Origin of the sequence: Prosthecobacter sp. (genome assembly GCF_034366625.1) — a bacterium.
Lineage (GTDB): Bacteria > Verrucomicrobiota > Verrucomicrobiia > Verrucomicrobiales > Verrucomicrobiaceae > Prosthecobacter.
The window spans coordinates 413,677-431,656 of sequence record NZ_JAXMIH010000006.1; the positions used below are offsets into that span (position 1 = coordinate 413,677).

General features: G+C 59.5%; 14 protein-coding genes. 4 read left to right on the forward strand and 10 right to left on the reverse strand.

The features are described 5' to 3' along the window. Nucleotides 1-51 precede the first annotated feature (51 nt). Together U1A53_RS04605 and U1A53_RS04610 are read left to right on the forward strand one after the other, a co-directional pair. Complete coding sequence (locus U1A53_RS04605; protein WP_322279289.1) at nucleotides 52-1,425, forward strand: FAD-linked oxidase C-terminal domain-containing protein; 1,374 nt, start codon at nucleotides 52-54, stop codon at nucleotides 1,423-1,425. Nucleotides 1,426-1,763: 338 nt separating this feature from the next. Next, complete coding sequence (locus U1A53_RS04610) at nucleotides 1,764-3,026, forward strand: VCBS repeat-containing protein (RefSeq protein WP_322279290.1); 1,263 nt, start codon at nucleotides 1,764-1,766, stop codon at nucleotides 3,024-3,026. Nucleotides 3,027-3,032: 6 nt separating this feature from the next. On the opposite strand, the gene fmt is transcribed toward U1A53_RS04610, so the two are convergent. The 4 genes from fmt to U1A53_RS04630 are packed head-to-tail and all read right to left on the reverse strand — an operon-like array spanning nucleotide 3,033 to nucleotide 6,107. Then, nucleotides 3,033-3,962: a methionyl-tRNA formyltransferase gene (fmt, locus tag U1A53_RS04615; protein WP_322279291.1), complete on the reverse strand. Its 930-nt coding sequence runs from the start codon at nucleotides 3,960-3,962 to the stop codon at nucleotides 3,033-3,035. A 7-nt stretch (nucleotides 3,963-3,969) separates the two neighbouring features. Then, nucleotides 3,970-4,605 carry a nucleoside monophosphate kinase gene (locus U1A53_RS04620; RefSeq protein WP_322279292.1) on the reverse strand — a complete coding sequence of 212 codons (636 nt, stop codon included), beginning with the start codon at nucleotides 4,603-4,605 and terminating at the stop codon, nucleotides 3,970-3,972. A gap of 18 nt (nucleotides 4,606-4,623) precedes the next feature. Next, entirely contained in the window at nucleotides 4,624-5,517 is an 894-nt protein-coding gene (locus U1A53_RS04625; protein WP_322279293.1) for a glycosyltransferase family 9 protein, read from the reverse strand. Next, nucleotides 5,517-6,107 (reverse strand): hypothetical protein, encoded by a 591-nt coding sequence (locus tag U1A53_RS04630; protein ID WP_322279294.1) that lies wholly within the window; start codon nucleotides 6,105-6,107, stop codon nucleotides 5,517-5,519. Before U1A53_RS04630 ends, U1A53_RS04625 begins: the two co-directional genes overlap by 1 nt. 131 nt (nucleotides 6,108-6,238) lie before the next feature. Between U1A53_RS04630 and U1A53_RS04635 the strand changes: the two genes are divergently transcribed. Further along, the gene (locus U1A53_RS04635; RefSeq protein ID WP_322279295.1) at nucleotides 6,239-6,787 is read left to right on the forward strand and encodes a transcription termination/antitermination NusG family protein; all 549 of its coding nucleotides are present in this window, start codon (nucleotides 6,239-6,241) and stop codon (nucleotides 6,785-6,787) included. Nucleotides 6,788-6,799: 12 nt separating this feature from the next. Next, the gene (locus tag U1A53_RS04640) at nucleotides 6,800-8,410 is read left to right on the forward strand and encodes an ABC-F family ATP-binding cassette domain-containing protein (protein WP_322279297.1); all 1,611 of its coding nucleotides are present in this window, start codon (nucleotides 6,800-6,802) and stop codon (nucleotides 8,408-8,410) included. Nucleotides 8,411-8,518: 108 nt separating this feature from the next. Here U1A53_RS04640 and U1A53_RS04645 read toward each other — a convergent pair whose 3' ends face one another. The 6 genes from U1A53_RS04645 to U1A53_RS04670 form a co-directional block, all read right to left on the reverse strand. Beyond that, a complete protein-coding gene (locus U1A53_RS04645; RefSeq protein ID WP_322279299.1) occupies nucleotides 8,519-9,529 on the reverse strand; it encodes a hypothetical protein in 1,011 nt (336 codons plus the stop codon). A gap of 73 nt (nucleotides 9,530-9,602) precedes the next feature. Beyond that, nucleotides 9,603-10,523 (reverse strand): hypothetical protein, encoded by a 921-nt coding sequence (locus U1A53_RS04650; RefSeq protein ID WP_322279300.1) that lies wholly within the window; start codon nucleotides 10,521-10,523, stop codon nucleotides 9,603-9,605. 257 nt (nucleotides 10,524-10,780) lie between these two features. After that, complete coding sequence (locus U1A53_RS04655; protein ID WP_322279302.1) at nucleotides 10,781-12,880, reverse strand: pre-peptidase C-terminal domain-containing protein; 2,100 nt, start codon at nucleotides 12,878-12,880, stop codon at nucleotides 10,781-10,783. A gap of 408 nt (nucleotides 12,881-13,288) precedes the next feature. Continuing rightward, entirely contained in the window at nucleotides 13,289-13,783 is a 495-nt protein-coding gene (locus U1A53_RS04660; RefSeq protein WP_322279303.1) for a hypothetical protein, read from the reverse strand. Between the two features lie 145 nt (nucleotides 13,784-13,928). Then, on the reverse strand, nucleotides 13,929-14,138 hold the full coding sequence (locus U1A53_RS04665; RefSeq protein WP_322279304.1) for a hypothetical protein: 210 nt from the start codon (nucleotides 14,136-14,138) through the stop codon (nucleotides 13,929-13,931). A gap of 31 nt (nucleotides 14,139-14,169) precedes the next feature. Further along, nucleotides 14,170-17,883, reverse strand: a complete 3,714-nt coding sequence (locus U1A53_RS04670; protein WP_322279305.1) for a protein kinase — start codon at nucleotides 17,881-17,883, stop codon at nucleotides 14,170-14,172. Between the last annotated feature and the right edge of the window lie 97 nt (nucleotides 17,884-17,980).

The following is a 17,980-nucleotide window of genomic DNA, read 5'->3' on the forward strand; positions in this document are numbered from 1 at the left end:
GAATCGCATTCTACGCGTTGCGCGAACGCTACGCTTCGCCAGTCTCCTCGGATGGCCTCTCTCGCCGATCAACTCGTTTCCCTCCTCGGTCCCGACCGCGTTTCCGTCACGCAGGCGGACCTCGCCACGCACAGCACGGACAAATGGTTCGCCTCCAACGCGCCCGACGTCGTCGTACATGCCCAAAGCACTGAAGATGTCTCCAAAACGCTGCGCTTCGCGAATGAGCACAAGATTCCTGTGACGCCGCAAGGTGCTCGCGTCGGCTATGTCGGCGGTGCGGTGCCGTTGAAGGGAGGCATCGCGCTTTCGGTGACCCGCATGAACAAGATCAAGGAGATCGCGCTGGAGGACGGCGTGGCTGTCGTCGAGCCGGGTGTGATCACGGGAGATTTGCAGGCTGCGGTACGCAAACTCGGTTGGTTTTATCCACCCGACCCGGCTTCGCTCAAAGAATGCAGCCTGGGCGGTAACATCGCCACCAACGCCGGTGGGCCCCGCTGCCTGAAATATGGCGTCACCCGGCACTATGTGCTCGGTTTGGAGGCGGTGCTCGCAGACGGTTCGATTGTGAAAGCGGGCGGGCGTTGTCACAAAAACAAGACCGGTTTCGATCTCGTCGGCCTCATGGTCGGCAGCGAGGGCATGCTCGGTGTCGTCACCGAGGCCACGCTGCGGCTGATTCCACATCCGCCGATGCGCGCAATGCTTTCCGCTGGTTTCAATTCGTTCGCCGAGGCCGCGAATGCCGTGCAGCGCATCCTCGGCAGCGGTTTCCTGCCCAGCGCCCTCGAAATCGCCGACAAGTTCACGCTGCGTGCCGCCCGCGAGTATCTCGGTGCTTCCGTCACGCCTGATGGCGATGCGCATCTACTCGTCGAGATCGACGGCCAGGCCGATTCGGTCAAAGGCGAGCTGCAACAGCTCGCGAAGCTCGTGCGCGAGCTCGGCTGCATCTGTTTGCAGGAAGCGATGGGCGAGGAAGCCTGCGAGGCGTTCTGGAAATTGCGCCGCGAGTTCAGTTATAGCCTGCGGAACACCGGTTTGATCAAACTGAACGAGGATATCGTTGTGCCACGCGGCAAACTCGTTGAACTCGTCGATTTCGCCGAGCAGTTGCAGGCCGAGTTCGGTTTCCCCGTCGCCAGCTTTGGACACGCGGGCGATGGAAACATTCACGTGAACATCATGGTGCCCACCATGGACGATGCCGCGATCCGCGAACGCGCCGAGGCCGCGCTCGACCGCCTGTTCCATCAAATCATCGCCTGGAACGGCGCGATCACTGGTGAACACGGCATCGGCATCGCCAAAAAACGCTGGTGGCGTGAGGCCGTCTCTCCTGCCGCGCATGAAACGCACCTGCGGCTGAAAGCGGCCCTCGATCCGAACGGGATTCTGAACCCTGGGAAGTTTCTCGATTGAATGAAGTTCGATCCCGGAGGGATCAAAGAAGGTAGCCGGTGGTCGAAGCCGCGAAGCGGCTGAACACCACCGGACAAGGCGAAAACACCTCGTCGCCCTCAAGGGCGCATCCCGGAGGGATGCAAGAAGCCGTCAAAGGCTCCTCGTTCACGTCAAATTCGCAACGCTTCTCGCATGCCTCCGGCATGCGTCCTTGGGAGTGTTCGCTGTCGCGACTTGATCCAGGGGTCTTTGACCCCTGGCTACCCTCTTTGATCCCCTGCGGGATCGTGAATGATTTTGCAAACAGTCGCTGCCTGCAAGATCATCCGCCTCCACGTTGTTCCCTGCCAACCACCATGACCAAACTGCTTATCTCCACCCTGTTGCTCGCGCTACCGCTGTGCGCCGCCGACCTGAAGTTCAAAAAGCTCACGCTCTCCAACGAGTTCTGGTGCGAAGGCGCGCACTTCGCGGATTTTGACCAAGACGGGAACAACGACATCTGCGCGGGGCCGTTTGTGTGGTGGGGGCCGGAATTCAAGGAGCGTTCCGCTTACAGCGCGCCGAAGGCTGAGCGCAACAAGCCGCTGACGGACGAGCAGTACGTTCCGAATCACGCGAAGTTCATCGAGTCCGCGCCTGAGTACAAAGGCAAGGCCGTCGATCCGCTCGGCTATTCCGATTACTTCCTCAGCTACACGCACGACTTCAACGCGGACGGCAAGATGGACATCCTCGTGTTCTCCTGGCCGGGCGACATCACGGCCTGGTATGAGAATCCCGGCAAGCGCACCACCGAAGCGTGGAAGCGTCACATCATTTTCGACGTGACGGACAATGAATCCCCGCAACTCGGCGACATGGACGGCGATGGCAAACCCGAGCTGATCTGCCACACGGGTGGCCGCCTTGGCTATGCATCCCTAGACTGGGCGAATCCCACGCAACGGGGAACCTATCACGCCATCGCCAAGCCGGACATCAAGCGCTACTTCCGCTACACGCATGGCTACGGCTTCGGCGACATCAATGGCGACAAGCGTCCTGACATCCTCGACAAGGACGGCTGGCGCGAGCAGCCGGGCACGGCTTCGGAAGAGTGGGCATTCCATGAAGTGCCTTTTGCCCCTGCCGGTGCCCGCGGTGGTTCGCAGATGCAGGTCTATGATGTGAATGGCGATGGCCGCAACGACGTGCTCACGAGCTGGGACGCGCATGGCTACGGCTTCGCTTGGTATGAGCAGAAGGCTGATGGAAGCTTCGCCACGCATCAGATTCTCGGTGAGAAGCCGGAGGACAGCCCGCACGGCGTGAAGTTCACCCAAACCCACGCCACCACGCTGGCGGATGTCGATGGCGACGGCGTGCTCGATCTCATCACCGGCAAGCGCTACTGGGCGCACGGCCCAAACAAGGACGCCGAACCCGCTGCGCCCGCCGTTTTGTATTGGTTCCAGATCAAACGCGATGGCAAAGGCAGCGCTGATTTGATTCCGCATCAAATCGACAACGACAGCGGTGTCGGCACCCAGGTTTCCGCCGGTGACGTGAACAAGGACGGCAAGACCGATGTGATCGTCGGCAACAAGAAGGGCGTGTTTGTCTTCTTGCAGGAATAATCCGGCCTACAACAACACATCGCCCGCTTGCAGCGGGTGCCCGCGCAAGAAGTCGGCGGCAGACAAACGTCTGCTGCCTTCGATTTGGACTTCGAGCAGGTTCAGCAGGCCGCTGCCGCAGCTCACGACGATGCCGTTGGCATCAGCACTGACAATCGTGCCGGGTGATGGGCAGACTTCGGCATCGGGGATGACTTGAGCACGATGGATCTTCATCTGTGCATCCTTGAGCACGCAGGAAGTGCCTGGCCACGGCGTGAACGCGCGAATGAGACGGTCGAGTTCGATGGCGGGACGATTCCAGTCGATGCGGCCGTCCTGGCGGGTGAGTTTGCGAACATGCGTGGCCTCGGCGTCGTTTTGCTTCTCACGCGGTGGGTTGCCCGAGGCGAGGAGATCGAGCGCTTCTTCGAGCGCGGCGGGGGCTTGAAGCGCAAGCTTGTCATGCAGGCTGCCGCCAGTGTCGTCAGCGGCGATGGGCAGGCGCTTCATCAGCAGGATGTCGCCGGTATCGAGGCCTTCATCCATGAACATGATGGTGACGCCGGTTTCTGTGTCGCCATCGCGAATCGCGGCCTGAATGGGAGCGGCACCGCGGTGACGGGGCAACAGCGAGGCATGGATGTTCAGGCAGCCGAATCTCGGCACGTCGAGCACAGCGCGGGACAAAATCTGGCCGTATGCCACGACGACGGCGACATCGGCGTTGAAAGCCTTCAACTCCTCGACGGCATGACGAATTTTAGGCGGTTGGATGACGTGAATGCCTGCGGCGAGCGCACACACTTTGATCTGTGGCGGGGTGAGCACCTGTTTGCGGCCCACGGGCTTGTCCGGCTGCGTGACGACGCCGACGACTTCGTGTTTGGTCGTGTTGAGCAGCCATTCCAACGAGGGAAGGCCGATGTCGCCGGTGCCGATGAAGAGGACGCGCATCGCAGCACTAGATCCGCAGCTTTTCCTGCTCGCGCCAGACTTCCAGGGTCATGACGCTGCCGAGGATGTCGTAGAGCACCTTGGCGGGTGACTGGCTGGCGTCGATATCGACGATGCGTTCGCCTGCGTAGTGATCGAGGATCGGCTTGGTTTCGGCTTCGTAGGTGGCAAAGCGGTTTTGAATCACGCTTTCGTTCGCATCATCGAAGCGGTTGTCCTTGAGCGCGCGTTTGCGCAGGCGGCGGGCCAGTTCGGTACGGTCGGGACAAGAGAGGTGGAAAACTTTGAGCACCTCGATGTCCTCTTCCATGTATTTGGCCTGCTCGACATTGCGCGGGATGCCGTCGAGCACGAGGAAGTCGATCTCGGGCTTGAACTGATGGGAATCCACTCGCTGAATGATGTTCGCGCGCCAGAGCTGCACGGTCACATCGTCAGGCACGAGCTCGCCACGGCTGGAGTATTCGACAAACTTCTGGCCGAGCGTCGTGCGGGTGTCGAGGGAGCGAAAAACGTCTCCACAAGCGAGGTGGTGAAAACGGGGGATGGAACCAAGCACCTTGCCCTGCGTGCCCTTGCCGCTGCCAGGAGCGCCGAGGATGAGGAAGGTGCGGAAACGTGCGGTTTTTTTGTCGTCGGACATGAGAGAGATGCTAACACGCTACGATTTTGACACAACTTGCGCAGCGGCCAATTTCACGCGCTCAAAGGGCAGCGAGGACAAATCATGGCTCTCCTCGCGCAAAATTTGCACCCATGGCTGGGGTGGTGCCCAGACGGCCGGATCGGTGGGGCCGAACATCAGTAACGAAGGCACGCCGCACGCGGCGGCGAGATGCGAGATGCCGCTGTCGTGACCGAGAAAGGCCGTGCAGGTGCTGAGGCGGGCGGAGAGTTCGGAGAGCGGCAGGGAATGCCAGTTCGTGTGCTGCGGGATCTTCACACCACGGGCTTCTTCGGCTTCACCGGTGATGAAAATGACCTCGTGATCGGAAAATTCGTCCGCAAGCCGCAGCCAGTGCTCCAGCGGCCAGTTTTTCTTCTCCGAACCGCTGCCGGGATGGATGGCGATGCGCGTTTTGTCATCAAGGCGGCGCTCGAAATGCGCTCGGTGCAGGTGATCGTCCTCCAGGAACATCGCGAGCTTTTCCAGGCCCTTCGCGAGCTGCTTCGATGCGTGTTCACCTTCGCTTTGCACGCGTGGTGAACATTCGATGAGCGTTTTGACGCCGACGCGTTCCATGCTGGCGCGGAAGAGGCCGTCGGGGTCGTAAAGGAAGCTGACGACGAGATTGAAGCTGCGCAGGTGCTCCGCAAGCGCTTCGTCGATGGGCGCGGTTTTGGCGAACAGCGGGGCCATCGTGCGGTGTTCGAGACTACGCACGGAATCCGCGAGACCGGCGGTGCGGGCGAGTTCGGCGATGGCGGGGTAGCCGATGACTTCAAGGTGACATCCAGCAATGGTTTCGCGCAGCAGCCGGATCGCGGGCAGCGTGAGGATGAAGTCGCCAATCGCGCCGCCACGAATGACGAGGACGCGGGGCTGTGGCTTCATCAGTAGAACAGAATCGCCGTCACAAGCAGCACCACGCCGTAGGCGATGCCGGAATACGTCGCGAGTTTCCAGCGCTGCGGTTTGGCGACGACCCAGTTGATCCAGTCACGCATGAGGAAGGGCATGCCGATGAAATACATGCCGACGATGATCCAGACGTAGGCCAGGATGGGCAGCAGCAGGCGGCTGGTCTGCGGCTGTAGAAAGGCGGCGGTGAGCACGGGGCCGGCGACCAGCAGCATGAGCGCGCCAAGAGCACGCACGGCGAGGAATTCCTTCACATAGATCAGCACCGCCACGAAACCGCCGGCGACGATCATGATGAAGGTGCGGCGCATGTGGAAGAACTCGCCCATGTCCATGTTTGCGAGGGCGAAAACGCTCCAGAGAAAATCAATCGTGAGAAGAATCACGCCCCACTTGAAAGTGCGGGGGAAGGTTTTGAGGAAAGCCTGGGTCTTGGCGGTGTTTTTCAGCGCCCAGCCATGCGTCGCGATGAGTGCGAGCGCCACGACGATGCCGGTTCCTTTCAGCGGAATGCCGCCGGCGGGAGCTTGGTGGTAGAGATAGTCGTAGAGGTCGGCAAACATGCGCTGCGGGCGGAGAAAAACGGGCGCATAGGTGGCGCAGACCGCCCAAATGCGCAAACGCGATGTTCCTGCGGGAGGATTGAGGTTGCCGTGGCAGTGTGAAGCGACAGTTTGAGGCCGTTCCCCCCTGCATGAAAGAAAAGAAAGAAAACACCCTGGCATGGTATGTCGTCCACACGCGCCCGAAGTGTGAACACATCGCCGCCTCGATGATGGCGGGGCTGGAAGGCGTGGAGACCTACTGCCCGCGCATCCGTTTTCAAAAGAGCACACGGCGGGGCAAGGTCTGGTTCGTCGAGGCGCTGTTTCCGAGCTATTTTTTCGCCCGGTTCATTCCCAGCGAGTCGATGCGGGCGGTGAAATACTCCCAGAGCGTGATCCGGGTGGTCGATTTCGGCGGAAGCCTCACTTCGGTGCCTGACAGGGCCATTGCGGAGCTGAAGAAGGAAATGCACGACGTGGAAATTTGCGAGGTGCTGGTGGACGTGAAGGTCGGAGATACTGTGGAACTGACCGAGGGGCCGATGCGCGGCCTGAAGGGCATCGTGAACGCGATGCTCAGCGGCGCGGACCGGGTGCGCGTCCTTTTGGAGTTCCTAGGCCGGGAAAATGCGGTGGAGGTGCCGCTGTCAAAAATCCTCACGGAGCACAAACCACGTGCAGTGGTGGCGCCACGGTGATACGCAGAGGCAATGCTAACGATCCGCGACGTCACCAAGACCTTCAATGCACGCACGCTTTTCAGCGCCGCGTCGATGACCATCAACTATGGCGAGCGCGTGGCGCTGGTGGGGCCGAACGGCGCGGGCAAATCGACCTTGTTCTCGCTGATCCTCAAAACGGACACGCCGGACGCCGGGGAAATCATCCGCGATGAGTGGACGACCGTCGGCTATCTGCCGCAGGAGAGCGAACCCGTCGGCGAGGAGACCGTGCTGGAGGTGGCGACGGGGAAGGCGGGCGAGATTGAGGCGCTGGAGAAGATTCTGCGTGAGTTTGAAGCCGCTGGCGATGTGGCCGGCCCGGAATACTTCGAGGCGCATGCCAAGCATGATGCTCTGGAGAACCCGCAGGCCGAGGCGAAGGCGAAACGCATCCTCAAGGGCCTGGGCTACAAGGAAGATGACTTCAACCGCAAGGCGCGCGAGTTCAGCGGCGGCTGGGTGATGCGTGCGCACATGGCGCGACTGCTGGTGATGGAGCCGGACCTGCTGCTGCTCGATGAACCGACGAACCACCTCGACCTGATCGCGCTCATGTGGTTCCGCAATTATTTGAAGAACTACCCCGGTGCGATCCTCATGATTTCGCATGACCGTGATTTCATGGATGAGCTGGTGCAGCAGGTCTATGAGATCGACGAAGGCCGCTTCATCGCCTACCAAGGCAACTACAGCGAGCATCTGGAACAGCGTGAGGCGAACTGGGAGCGCGCGAATCAGTCGTACAAGAACCAGCAGAAGGAGATCGAGCAGATCCAGGAGTTCATCGACCGCTTCCGCTCCGTGGCATCCAAGGCGTCGCAGGCGCAGAGCCGTGAGAAGCAGCTCGCGAAGATGGACAAGCTCGACAAGCCGCGGCCCCTGCGGAAACCCTTCCGCTTCAATTTCCCGCAGCCGCAGCGCAGCGGACAGCGCCTGATCGCGCTGACGGACATCCATCAGGCCTACGGCACGAAGCAGGTCTATCGCGGCCTTGACCTCGAAATCGAGCGTGGCGAGCGCACGGTGCTGGTGGGGCCGAATGGCTCGGGCAAATCGACACTGATCAAGATTCTGGCCGGCGAAGTGCCGTTTCAGAAGGGCGAGCGCAAACTGGGCACCAATGTGAAGCTCGGCTACTTCTCGCAGCATCGCGCGGACACGCTGGATCCCGATTGCAGCGTGCTGGAGGAGCTGAAACGCGTCGCGCCGGAAATCCGCGAGGATGAAGCGCGCAGCATTCTCGGCTCCTTCCTCTTCAAGCGTGAGGACGTGCATAAAAAATGCCGCGTGCTCAGCGGTGGCGAGAAGAGCCGCGTGAACCTGGTCAAATTCCTCGTCGATCCGCCGAACCTGCTGCTGATGGACGAACCGACGACGCATCTCGACATCTGGGCCATCGAAGGCCTGATCCTCGCGCTGCAAAAGTTCGAGGGCACACTCGTCTTCATCTCCCATGACGTGCATTTCATCCGCTCATTGGCGACGAAGGTCCTGCACATCACCGAAGGCAAGGTGACCACCTACTCAGGCGATTACGACTACTACCTGCAAAAAACCGGCGCGGAGGAGAATGCGCGCGCGGCGGTGATTGCGGGGTGACTCCCGAGTCTTGGAGGAAGGCGGAGACATTGATCTCTTGGCGGCGACGGTGCCGTATGGCCGACTGCGGAGTTTGAGCCGGTTTGGAAATTCCGCTTTTGGCGGTTTCTACTTGTTCAATCGTCGCTGAATCTCGCTCAGGATTTCCTTGGCTGAGGATGCAACCTCCTGCTGCGGGTCATTGCTCAATGCTCCCAGCAGTTCTTGAGTTTCCGCAGAGGGATGATTCAATAAAGCCCCGATGGCAGCCACTCGGGTGCGCACATTGGTGGCAAACTTGCTGTTGCCTCTTGCCGCTGTGTGCAGGCTTGGCTCAGCAACGGGATTTCGAATGCCCGCTATCTGCTCGGCGATGATGCCGCCAGCGGCATCGCTCTGCTCGGAGTTCAGCCGTTCGATCAGGGCATCCACAGCCGGTGCGGTGCCCATCTGCCGCAATGCCTGGGCGCTTGCGCGGATCATGCCGTCTGTTGTCGGCATCGTGGTGTCCATCACCACAAATTTGAGAGCCGGCAGCGCTTCCTCGTTGGAGATGGTGGCGACCGTTCTTTCCAGGCGGTCACGCAAGGCGGGGTCAGTCGAGTTATCATGCATGTCCAGGATGGACTGCATGGTTTCGGTAGTCGCTAGTTTGGAAAAAATCTCCTGGCACATGCGGATCACACCCGCGTCTGCGGAAGATTGGAGCAGTTTCAAGGCAGCAGGCACGGCGGCGGGGTTGCTGATGGCAGAGGCGAGACGAACAACTTGTTCACGAATGGCTCCTGGAGGGAGGCCCGCGATTAAAGCGGCGAGTTCGTGTAGCGCCTCTGGCGTGCCTTGGGCAGCCAGCCTTTGTGCAGCTTCCAGCGTGGTTGTTTCCTGGCCTGAACGCAATTGGAACCGCGCAGATGTAAACTCATCGCCAGTCTGTGCCATGGGCATGATGGGGTGCCGTCTTTCTTTGGTTGCCGGGCTGGCTTTTGAAGTCGAATTCACCCTGTCCAGGTGCGTTGTTAATTCGTGGTCGTTGGATGAGAATCCGAAAAGGTAGATGGCATAGACGCCCCCGAGGCTAAGCAAAGACGCAACCGTTGCGGTTGACCTAGCGGAAAATTTCTTTTCGCGATCCGTTGGCATCGACATAAACAAGAGATTGCAAACTGGAAAATCTACCTTTGGTGCTTCTCAACTTCTTTGAGCGCTCTCGCTCTCATTGGTCAACCAGGGGCCTGAGATTCTCGCTTCGCTGGGCGAGCCAAGTAGCGAGAGTGTTTGAAAGGGCGGCTCTGTTTTGAGGGTTCGCAAAACTATCTGTCTTGAGCAGCGCATCCACCAACTTTACTGATTGTTCGTCGCGCATTTGTGAAAACCATGTTTCAACGTGTGGAGTCAGATCATTTGCATTTGCTTGGACGTATTTCAATAAGACTGCGGTAGCTTGGGGATCTCCCATCTTCGCTAGACTATAACCGGCAGCAGAACTCGTGATGGAGTCTATGGCGCCAGCCCACAGCTCGCCCTCCATGTATGACGATGCGTCAGGGTTAGACACATGCTCCAAACTCGAGAAGGCCACCCATGCTCTTTCCCCCGCATTTTTCTCAAACTCGCTGACCGTCAATCCACCCTGTTCGATTTCGGCAAAAAGTAAGTCGAACGCCTTGTCTGATCCGACTGAGGCCAGGGCGAACCCCAAGGTGGGCAGGACGTCAGGCTGCGAGGTTTCCTGCCACGCTTTGGTGAGCAAATCCGTGAATTCCTCGTGAAAATGTCCTGACCAGTTGTTTTGCGATGCCTGCGCAATCTGATCCAAAAGCCAGCCCCTAGGTTCAGGTTGATTTGTGGACGCAAGCAAAGACAGAAGTGTCCCAACTGTTTCTCGGGTTGCTGCCTGTCCTAAAATCTGTGCAGCCTGCCAGCGAGCAAAAGGGATGTTGCTTGCGTCCATGAAGACCTCCCGAACCTGCTGGAGTACCGCGGTTAAATTGCCGGTGGGATCACGCAGCTTCATCGCAAGGGCGTTGGCGATGAAATCCAGTTTCAGCGGATCATCTGCGGCTTTGAAAGCCTCGCGCCACAAGGCCAGCAAATCATTCGCTGACTTAGCGTGCATATTAGCGGCGTATTCCATGCGGATTGCGACCGGTTGTTGCGCCAGAGCCCCGCTGTTCGGTGCAAAGGTGGCTGGAGGCGGCGGCGCAGAAGTATATTTGGGGATCTGCCGGTTAGGAGATGGTGCCGACTTTGACCGGGTATTTCGGGCGGCAATTTCAACTCCATTTAGTTTCTTCGTGGAAGCATCAACTGCCAGATGAACCCAAAGGCCCACGCCGAGAATGGCAGTTAATAAACAACTTCCAACGAGAACCCGATGTGTCCTAGCGCTCATTAATTCCACCAGTTGACCAAGCCTTTCATGGCAGTGCGGATGTCGATCTTCTGCTCCGGCTCTTTGGTGTGCAAGATCCCTTGGGTGTTGGCGAAAGGGGTGACAGAAATGCCACTGCCTGAAAACGTCTGGCTAGCGAAGGGAACGATACCATCTCCACGGTTGGCAGCGATTGACGTGCCGCTGACGATGTAATTTCGTGCTGCGTCTGTCAATGCGCTAAAGGTATAGGGCCCAGCGCCGCCTCCGAAGAACACAGAAACAAATCCCGACTGAACGCCGGTGGGTTCATTATGAACCACTCCAAAGGCCTGCCCATCGAATTGGACAGTCCCGTATTTGATTCCCACTGGCAGGTTGCCGGTGCCTTGGGCGAGAAGATCGATTGGAGACGGCGGATTAGGAAGTCCTGGACCTGACGCGAGGTCGCCAATTGTTGGTCTGCGCACATCCAAACTATTCTTATAGGCACCATAACCAGCAGCGCCACGGAGTTCATCCACGAGTCTCCAGTCATTCGAAGTTGTACGCGGGTTGTCTTTGAGGAATTGGTAGATGCGCCCGAGGGGGCTGCCCAAGTGCGGGGTGCCTACAGTCAGGAGACCCGCTACCGCATTACGTTCAGCAGAGGAAGCGGCACCTTGGAGGAATGATCTTCCCGCGATGCCTCCGCGGCTATGACCCACCAGGAGAATTTTGGCATTGGCAAAGCTGGTTCGAATATTAGCAATCGCATCTCTGACTTCGTCGGCGTGGTTAGTGAAAGAACTGAAATCTCCACTTTCTCCTTGGGAGGAGGTTGAGACAACATTTTCCAAACCCGTCCGGCCGGGATTGCGATCATACTGGCCGAACTTGACCCGGTAATAACGAACTCCTTTGTTGTCTGGAGTCGCCGGTTGGGGAGGGAAACCTTGACCTTGTATCACACCCGCATAGATCGTGGGCACACTGGGGACGATATAAGGAGCATAATTGAAGTAAGCCGGGTCACTGATGAAGCTATTCCAAGTGAATGGGTCGCTGTTCATTCCATGAAGCAGCAGCACCACAGGGGTTTCTGTCGTGACCGTCAGCGAAATGCTGCCGCTGCTGCCACTGAATCCATCCACTGCAATCTGGTAAGCCACGCCTGCCGTCACGGCAATATTGATCTGACTGGTATTCGAGCTGCCAAAATCGTCATTGCTGCCCAACGGCACCGGCGTCAGCGCGGAGACTGCACTGCCCGTGTAAACCGCTAGCAGCGTGTCGAAGGAACTGCCTGCCGTGCTAATGGTTGCCCTACCACTGGCTGATGGCGTCCAGGTCCACCACACCGACCTGCCACCCGCATTGCTTGCGTGGCTCGGTTCCCCGCTCTCCTTGGTGGCGTTGGCGTTGCTCCCGCTCACTACGCCTCCGGCACTGGTGATCGTCATGCGGCTGCCAAAGTTGTTGTTGGCGGGACCGGATGGAATGCTGATGGTGTACGAGGTGGTGGCAACCCCGCTGTCGGTCATCCCGCTCTTGAACGCCCGCGCCTTGACCGTGGCTGAAGTGCTCAAGGGAAATGCGCCGACGTAAGCCGTTGAACCGGAGGTCGGGTCGCTGCCGTTGGTGGTGTAGCGGATGGTCGCGCCGCTGGTGGCGCTGCTCATCGACACGGTCACCGCGCTCATCGTGCTTTGACTGCCGGGATTGATCACCGGCGTGGCCACTGCTGCCGCCGCAACGGGGCCGGTGTAGGCGGCCACCAGCGTCAGATTGGAGTAGGCCGCGTAGGCACGGACCAAAATGAACCAGTCGCCTGGGGAGGGGTTGTACATCGTCACGGTTTCCGTGTTGCTGCCGCTTTGGCCGGAGAGATCGTAGCTGGAGGTCGTTGGCAGCGCTCCACGCTTGACATAGAGATCCGCGTCACCGCTGCCGCCATAAGTTTTGACCTCCAGCTTGGTCTGGCCCGTGGGCACCGTGATGCGGTAAGTGCGCTGGCTGCTTGTGCTGCCACTCAGGCCGATGACCATTTGACCATTGTTGAGGGTTGTCTGCGAGAACCCGGACGCTGTGAAGACAAGTGAAGCGATAGTCAGAATGACGGCAATAAACGTGTGTCTCATTTTGTGATTCCTTTCATTCAAAATCAATATGTTCGATTAGAGGGCATAGGTGAAATAACGCAATTCTTTTTTCTGCACAGCACGGAAGGCAAGTGTGACCGCCTACTCGGGCGATTACGACTACTACCTGCAAAAAACCGGCGCGGAGGAGAATGCACGCGCGGCGGTGATCGCGGGGTGAGCCTCCTGTAAAGAGAGAGAGTTTGGCCGCCCGCCGCGCGCAAACTCCGCCAGCAGAGCGGCCCGCCGTTCCGGCGGCGTGCGCACCCGCCCACGACTGTCAGTCTTCAATACGAGAGTCGGCGTGTCCATATGCGTCGTATAGCTAATCAGCTACGACGCTTACGATGCCAGTGCTCTCAGACGGTGCTTGGCGTGACGCTAACGGCGCTGTGGGTTCACTTTCGTTTATTTTTTAACCGGCTCCTCTATCTGAATCAGATAATCTTCAAACCCAGTGCCCATGTGCACTGAGATAAGATATGTGGTTCTTCGCCAATTCGACCCATTGCGTTTAATTACACCCTCTCGTTTCCATCCATGATCCACGTCCGATGCCTTGATCTTCTGCCATTCAGGTGAGTGCTGGAAAAAACTACCAATCAATCGCACATCTGTAGATGTGTCCTCAACGGTATTAAAAGTCACATTGACGCCCATCGCTTCTACTAACGCTTGATGAGTAGGCGCATCTATTTGCAGAACACAAGCATACGCACCCACCATTATTCCCTCGTAGGACTCCCAGTTGACGTTCTTCTGAAATTTGCTCCACCCAGCGCCAATAATCACAGATGAAGGAGGCGGCCCTTTGTCGTCAACGCACGCACTCAAGAGAGTAAAAAGCAGAAGCAGAAAGCTGCGGATCCAGCGGCAAAAAAGCCCTTTTGTTATCAATGTCATTAGATGTCTGTGGTTAGGGCTTGGGCCAACCTTGCTGCCATTGAAGCTGGCCTGCTTTTGGACCAATGTAAAATCGGGCTAGCCAAGGTCCAGATTCGGAGGAAACGGTTCAAGCTGCAACTGCCTGACAAAAGGTCTGCATTCATTATTTCGGCGCATCAGCTTCCTCCTGAAAGTGCTTCAACTCCTCGGGGGCCTTCTTCATCGCCTGCTTCCGGTCAAGACGCCTGAGTTGCTGGCTTACATTCGCCTCACTCTGCATGTGGAGCTTTTCCGCCAGCCACTGCTGCGACACCACCGTCCGCCGCCACAGCAGAGCCGCCAGCAGCAGCTTTTGCGGGTCCGATTCTTTCATGGCTTCCAAGAGTGTCCTTCGTGCTTCTTTCTTACTTCGGCGGCGTGGGGACGAGTTTGGCGGAGCGCTCGGCGGCTTCTTTGTCCTTGGGACGATAGCGCAGGTATTCGCGGGCGGCGGCGGGGGAACCCTGTTCCTTGAGTGCGCGGAGGTATTCCTCAAAGGGTTTGTCCTCCTGCGGTGAGAGCGGGCGTGTGGCGGCGGCGGCGAGCAGCCAGTTGGCCCAGCGCGCGGCGGCTTCTTCGTCCTTGGCGGGTGTTTTGGGAATGGCGGCGACGGCGGCCTCGTAATCCGCCAACGTCAGCTCCTCGGTTCTGCCATCGGGTGTCAGGCGGCGGCGGGCGAGGCTCTCCGCGAGTTTGAGGAACCATTCGGGAAGCGGCGCGCCTTTCGGCGGCATGGGCGCGCTGAAAAAGCCGTGGCCGGAGACACGGAACAGAACGCTCTGCCCGTCCTCGGACACACGGGCGACCACGATGCCTTCCTCCTCGCTGCTGCTGCGTGGCGTGTCGCGAATGGCCGGCGTGAGACAATCGCCGGTGCGCAGGTTCCACACGCGCAGCTCGCCTTCGTCGGTGACGGTGACGAGGCGTTCGTCATCGGGACTGAGCGCCAGCACCGGCACGTAGGAGTCGTGACTCATGGTGACGATGTTTTGACGTGTGGCGATGTCCCACACACGCACCTCACGGTCACGACCGGAAGTGATGAGCAGCTTTTCGTCCTGGGTCAGAGTCACCGCACCGACCGCCGGCGGATGCTGGAAGGGCGCGCCGATGGGCTTGAGCGTTTTGGCATCGTAGATGAACACCGTGCCGTCAGGATCGGCGGCGGCGTACATGGTCTTCTTGCGATTGGCGCCACCGGCCTCGGAATCGCGCAACTGCCGCGGCGAATTGTCCGGCCCTTTGATGCGGGTGATCAGATCCTTGTCGAGCACATCGACGAATTTGCGGCCCGACATGCGCTCGTGGATGTTCCAGACCTGCACGAAGGGGATGCCGCCGGGAGCGAGGGCGAGCATGGAGCCATCGCGCGTGATTCTGGCGTCGTTGACGGTCTGCTGGAGGCGTGTGGAGAGCACCGCGCCGGTCTGGACGTCAAACACGCTGACCTCACCATGCCGCGACACGCTGGCCACGAGACTGGTATCCGCAGCAGGCATGGCCCGGATGACTTCACCGTCATGCTGGCGGGTGGGGAAACGCAGCTTGCCATCACTCAGATTCCAGATGTGAACGTAACCGCCGCCGTCGCCGACGATGATGGATTTAGCATCCGCGCTGAAGGCCAGCGAGGTGACCGAGGACGGATGAGTGATCGGCGGAATGTGTTCACCACCATTGCGGAAGCTGCCGACAAAAACGGTGCCGTTGTTCATGCCCAACGCGATGAGTTCTTGCTTGGGTTCGATGGCCACATGCAACAAACCTTTGTCCACCTCAATGGGATCACCAATGGCCTGCCCGAGACGGAGATCCCAGGTGGTGGCAGCGCCGTCGTCTCCTTCGGGATTGATGGGATCACCGCTGTAAATGGAGGCGGCGAAGATGCCGTCATCATCCACCGCGATCTCACTCACCACGCCTTTCTGCTTCATCACGAGGGCGGGTTCCTGCGGCTTGCGCAAATCCCAGAGGTGGATGTGGCCCATGCCGTCCGTGTCGATCTCACTGCCCGCGAGGAGTTTGGTGCCGTTGCCAGAGAAGGCGATGCAGGTGACGATATTCGGCAAACGCGGCTGGAGATTGCGGCGCTTGCCGTCCTTGAGCGACCAGAGCTCCACATTGCCATCATCACGCGCGATCACGGCCTGCTGGCCGTCGGGTGTGACATCCAGGCAGGTGATCTCGACACCGGGAGGGACCGGATGATCGGTACGCTCACCGGTTTTCATGTTCCAGGTGGAGAGGATTTCACGCATCGACACGGTCTGCCCCGGCGCGGGCATGACTTTGGGCGCGATGCGGCAGACGGCCAGCGCCACACCCGTCTCGCGGCTGATGGCCACTTTGGACGCCTCATTGGCGCCTTCGGGCAGCGCCAGAGGCGCGGTGTCAGGACGGATGAGATGCACGTTCGCCAGCAACGAGAGCAGATTCGTGGAGGCAAGATCGTTGGCTGGATTGGTGCGCAGAGAGCGGACCAGATAGGCAACAGCATCATTGTACTGGCCGCGCTCCGTGAACTGGCGGGCCATCTGCTCGTCGGAGCGGCTGTAGGATTTGATCAGGTTCGTCCGCCCAAGCTCGGCTTCGATGCGGTTGCGTTCCGCCTTGAAATACATCGCGGTGCTGGTGATGCCGCCGATCAGGACAGCGAGCGAGATGGCGATGGCAGCTGCGACACCGACACGATGACGGCGCACGAACTTCGTGATCAGGTAACGCCTGCTCGGCGGACGTGCGGTGATCGGTTCGAAGCTCAGGTAGCGCGTGATGTCGTCGGCGAGATCGTCCGCGCTGCCGTAGCGACGGTTGGGGTCACGCTCGAGCGCCTTGAGCGCGATCCAGTCGAGATCACCCTGAACGGAAGGCTCGATGGTGGAAGGCTTGGGCGGGTCTTTCTCCGCCAGATCACGCAGCAGGACGTGGATCGGCTTCTGCGCGATGTCCGAAGGCGTGATGAGCGCCCTGCCACAGAGCAGTTCAAAAAAGACGCCGCCCAGCGCATAGACGTCGGAGCGTGTGTCCACATGCGAGCTGCCGTTCTCGATTTGCTCCGGGCTGATGTATCCCGGCGTGCCGACGAGTTGATCGACGCCCGTGGCGATGGTATGGCCGGAGCCTTCGCCTTCGAGAACCTTCGCGATGCCGAAGTCGATGACCTTGGGCACCGCCTTGCCGGCCTCGTCCATCACCATGATGTTGCCGGGCTTGATGTCGCGGTGGATGATGCCCTTCTGATGCGCGTGATTCACCGCACGGCAGACGGGAATGAACAGCGCCAGGCGCTGGCGCAGATCGAGATCGTTTTGTTTGCAGTAGCTGGTGATGGAGCGCCCCTTCACCATCTCCATCACGAAATAGGGCGCGCCGATGTCCGTTTCACCCGCATCGAGAATGCGCGCAATGTTCGGATGCTCCATGATGGCGAGCGTCCGCTGCTCGATGGCGAAACGGCCCAGGATGTCCGCCGAAGCCACGCCCGCCTTCACAATCTTGATCGCCACGATGCGGTGAATCGGTTTCACCTGCTCCGCGCGATAAACGACACCGAAGCCGCCCTCGCCCAGTTTATCGAGCAGACGGTAGCGGTCGCCGATCCAGCCGTCATTGCCGGTGAGCGACTCCATGTGCGATCTGGGCTTCGAAGTGCTGCCCATGGAAGCCATCGAGCTTCCAGTGGCGGCCGGCAGACCACCGTGACTCGGCATCGTCGCCGCGCCAGGCATCGTCGGCTGCTTGTTCGTCGGAATGGCGATCGTCATGTCCTCCGGGCCGAGGGTGATGTTCCCCGTGTCCGCAAGCGAGCGCGGCTGGCTCGAACCCATCGTCGCCGCAGGCAGCGAGCGGCTGGGATTTGGAATGGCAATGGTCTGGTCTTCCGGCCCCAGCGTGACATTCCCCGTGCTCAACTCCGTGTCAGGCACCGGTGCTGCCGGTGATTTGGCCGGTGGCACGCTGCTCTTCAGGCTCGGCACCGCGATCGTCATATCTTCCGGCCCAAGCGTGACATTTCCCGTGTCGAACGACTGCGGTTCCTTGGGATCAGCGGGTGAGGGGGAATCCGGATTGGGTTTCACAGGCAAAAAAATGGAAATACCGCCGCACTGTTTCAGAGAACGGCGCGGCGGGCAAGTCTTGTGAACGAGTGCGCAAGAAAAGATACCGCCGCCACTG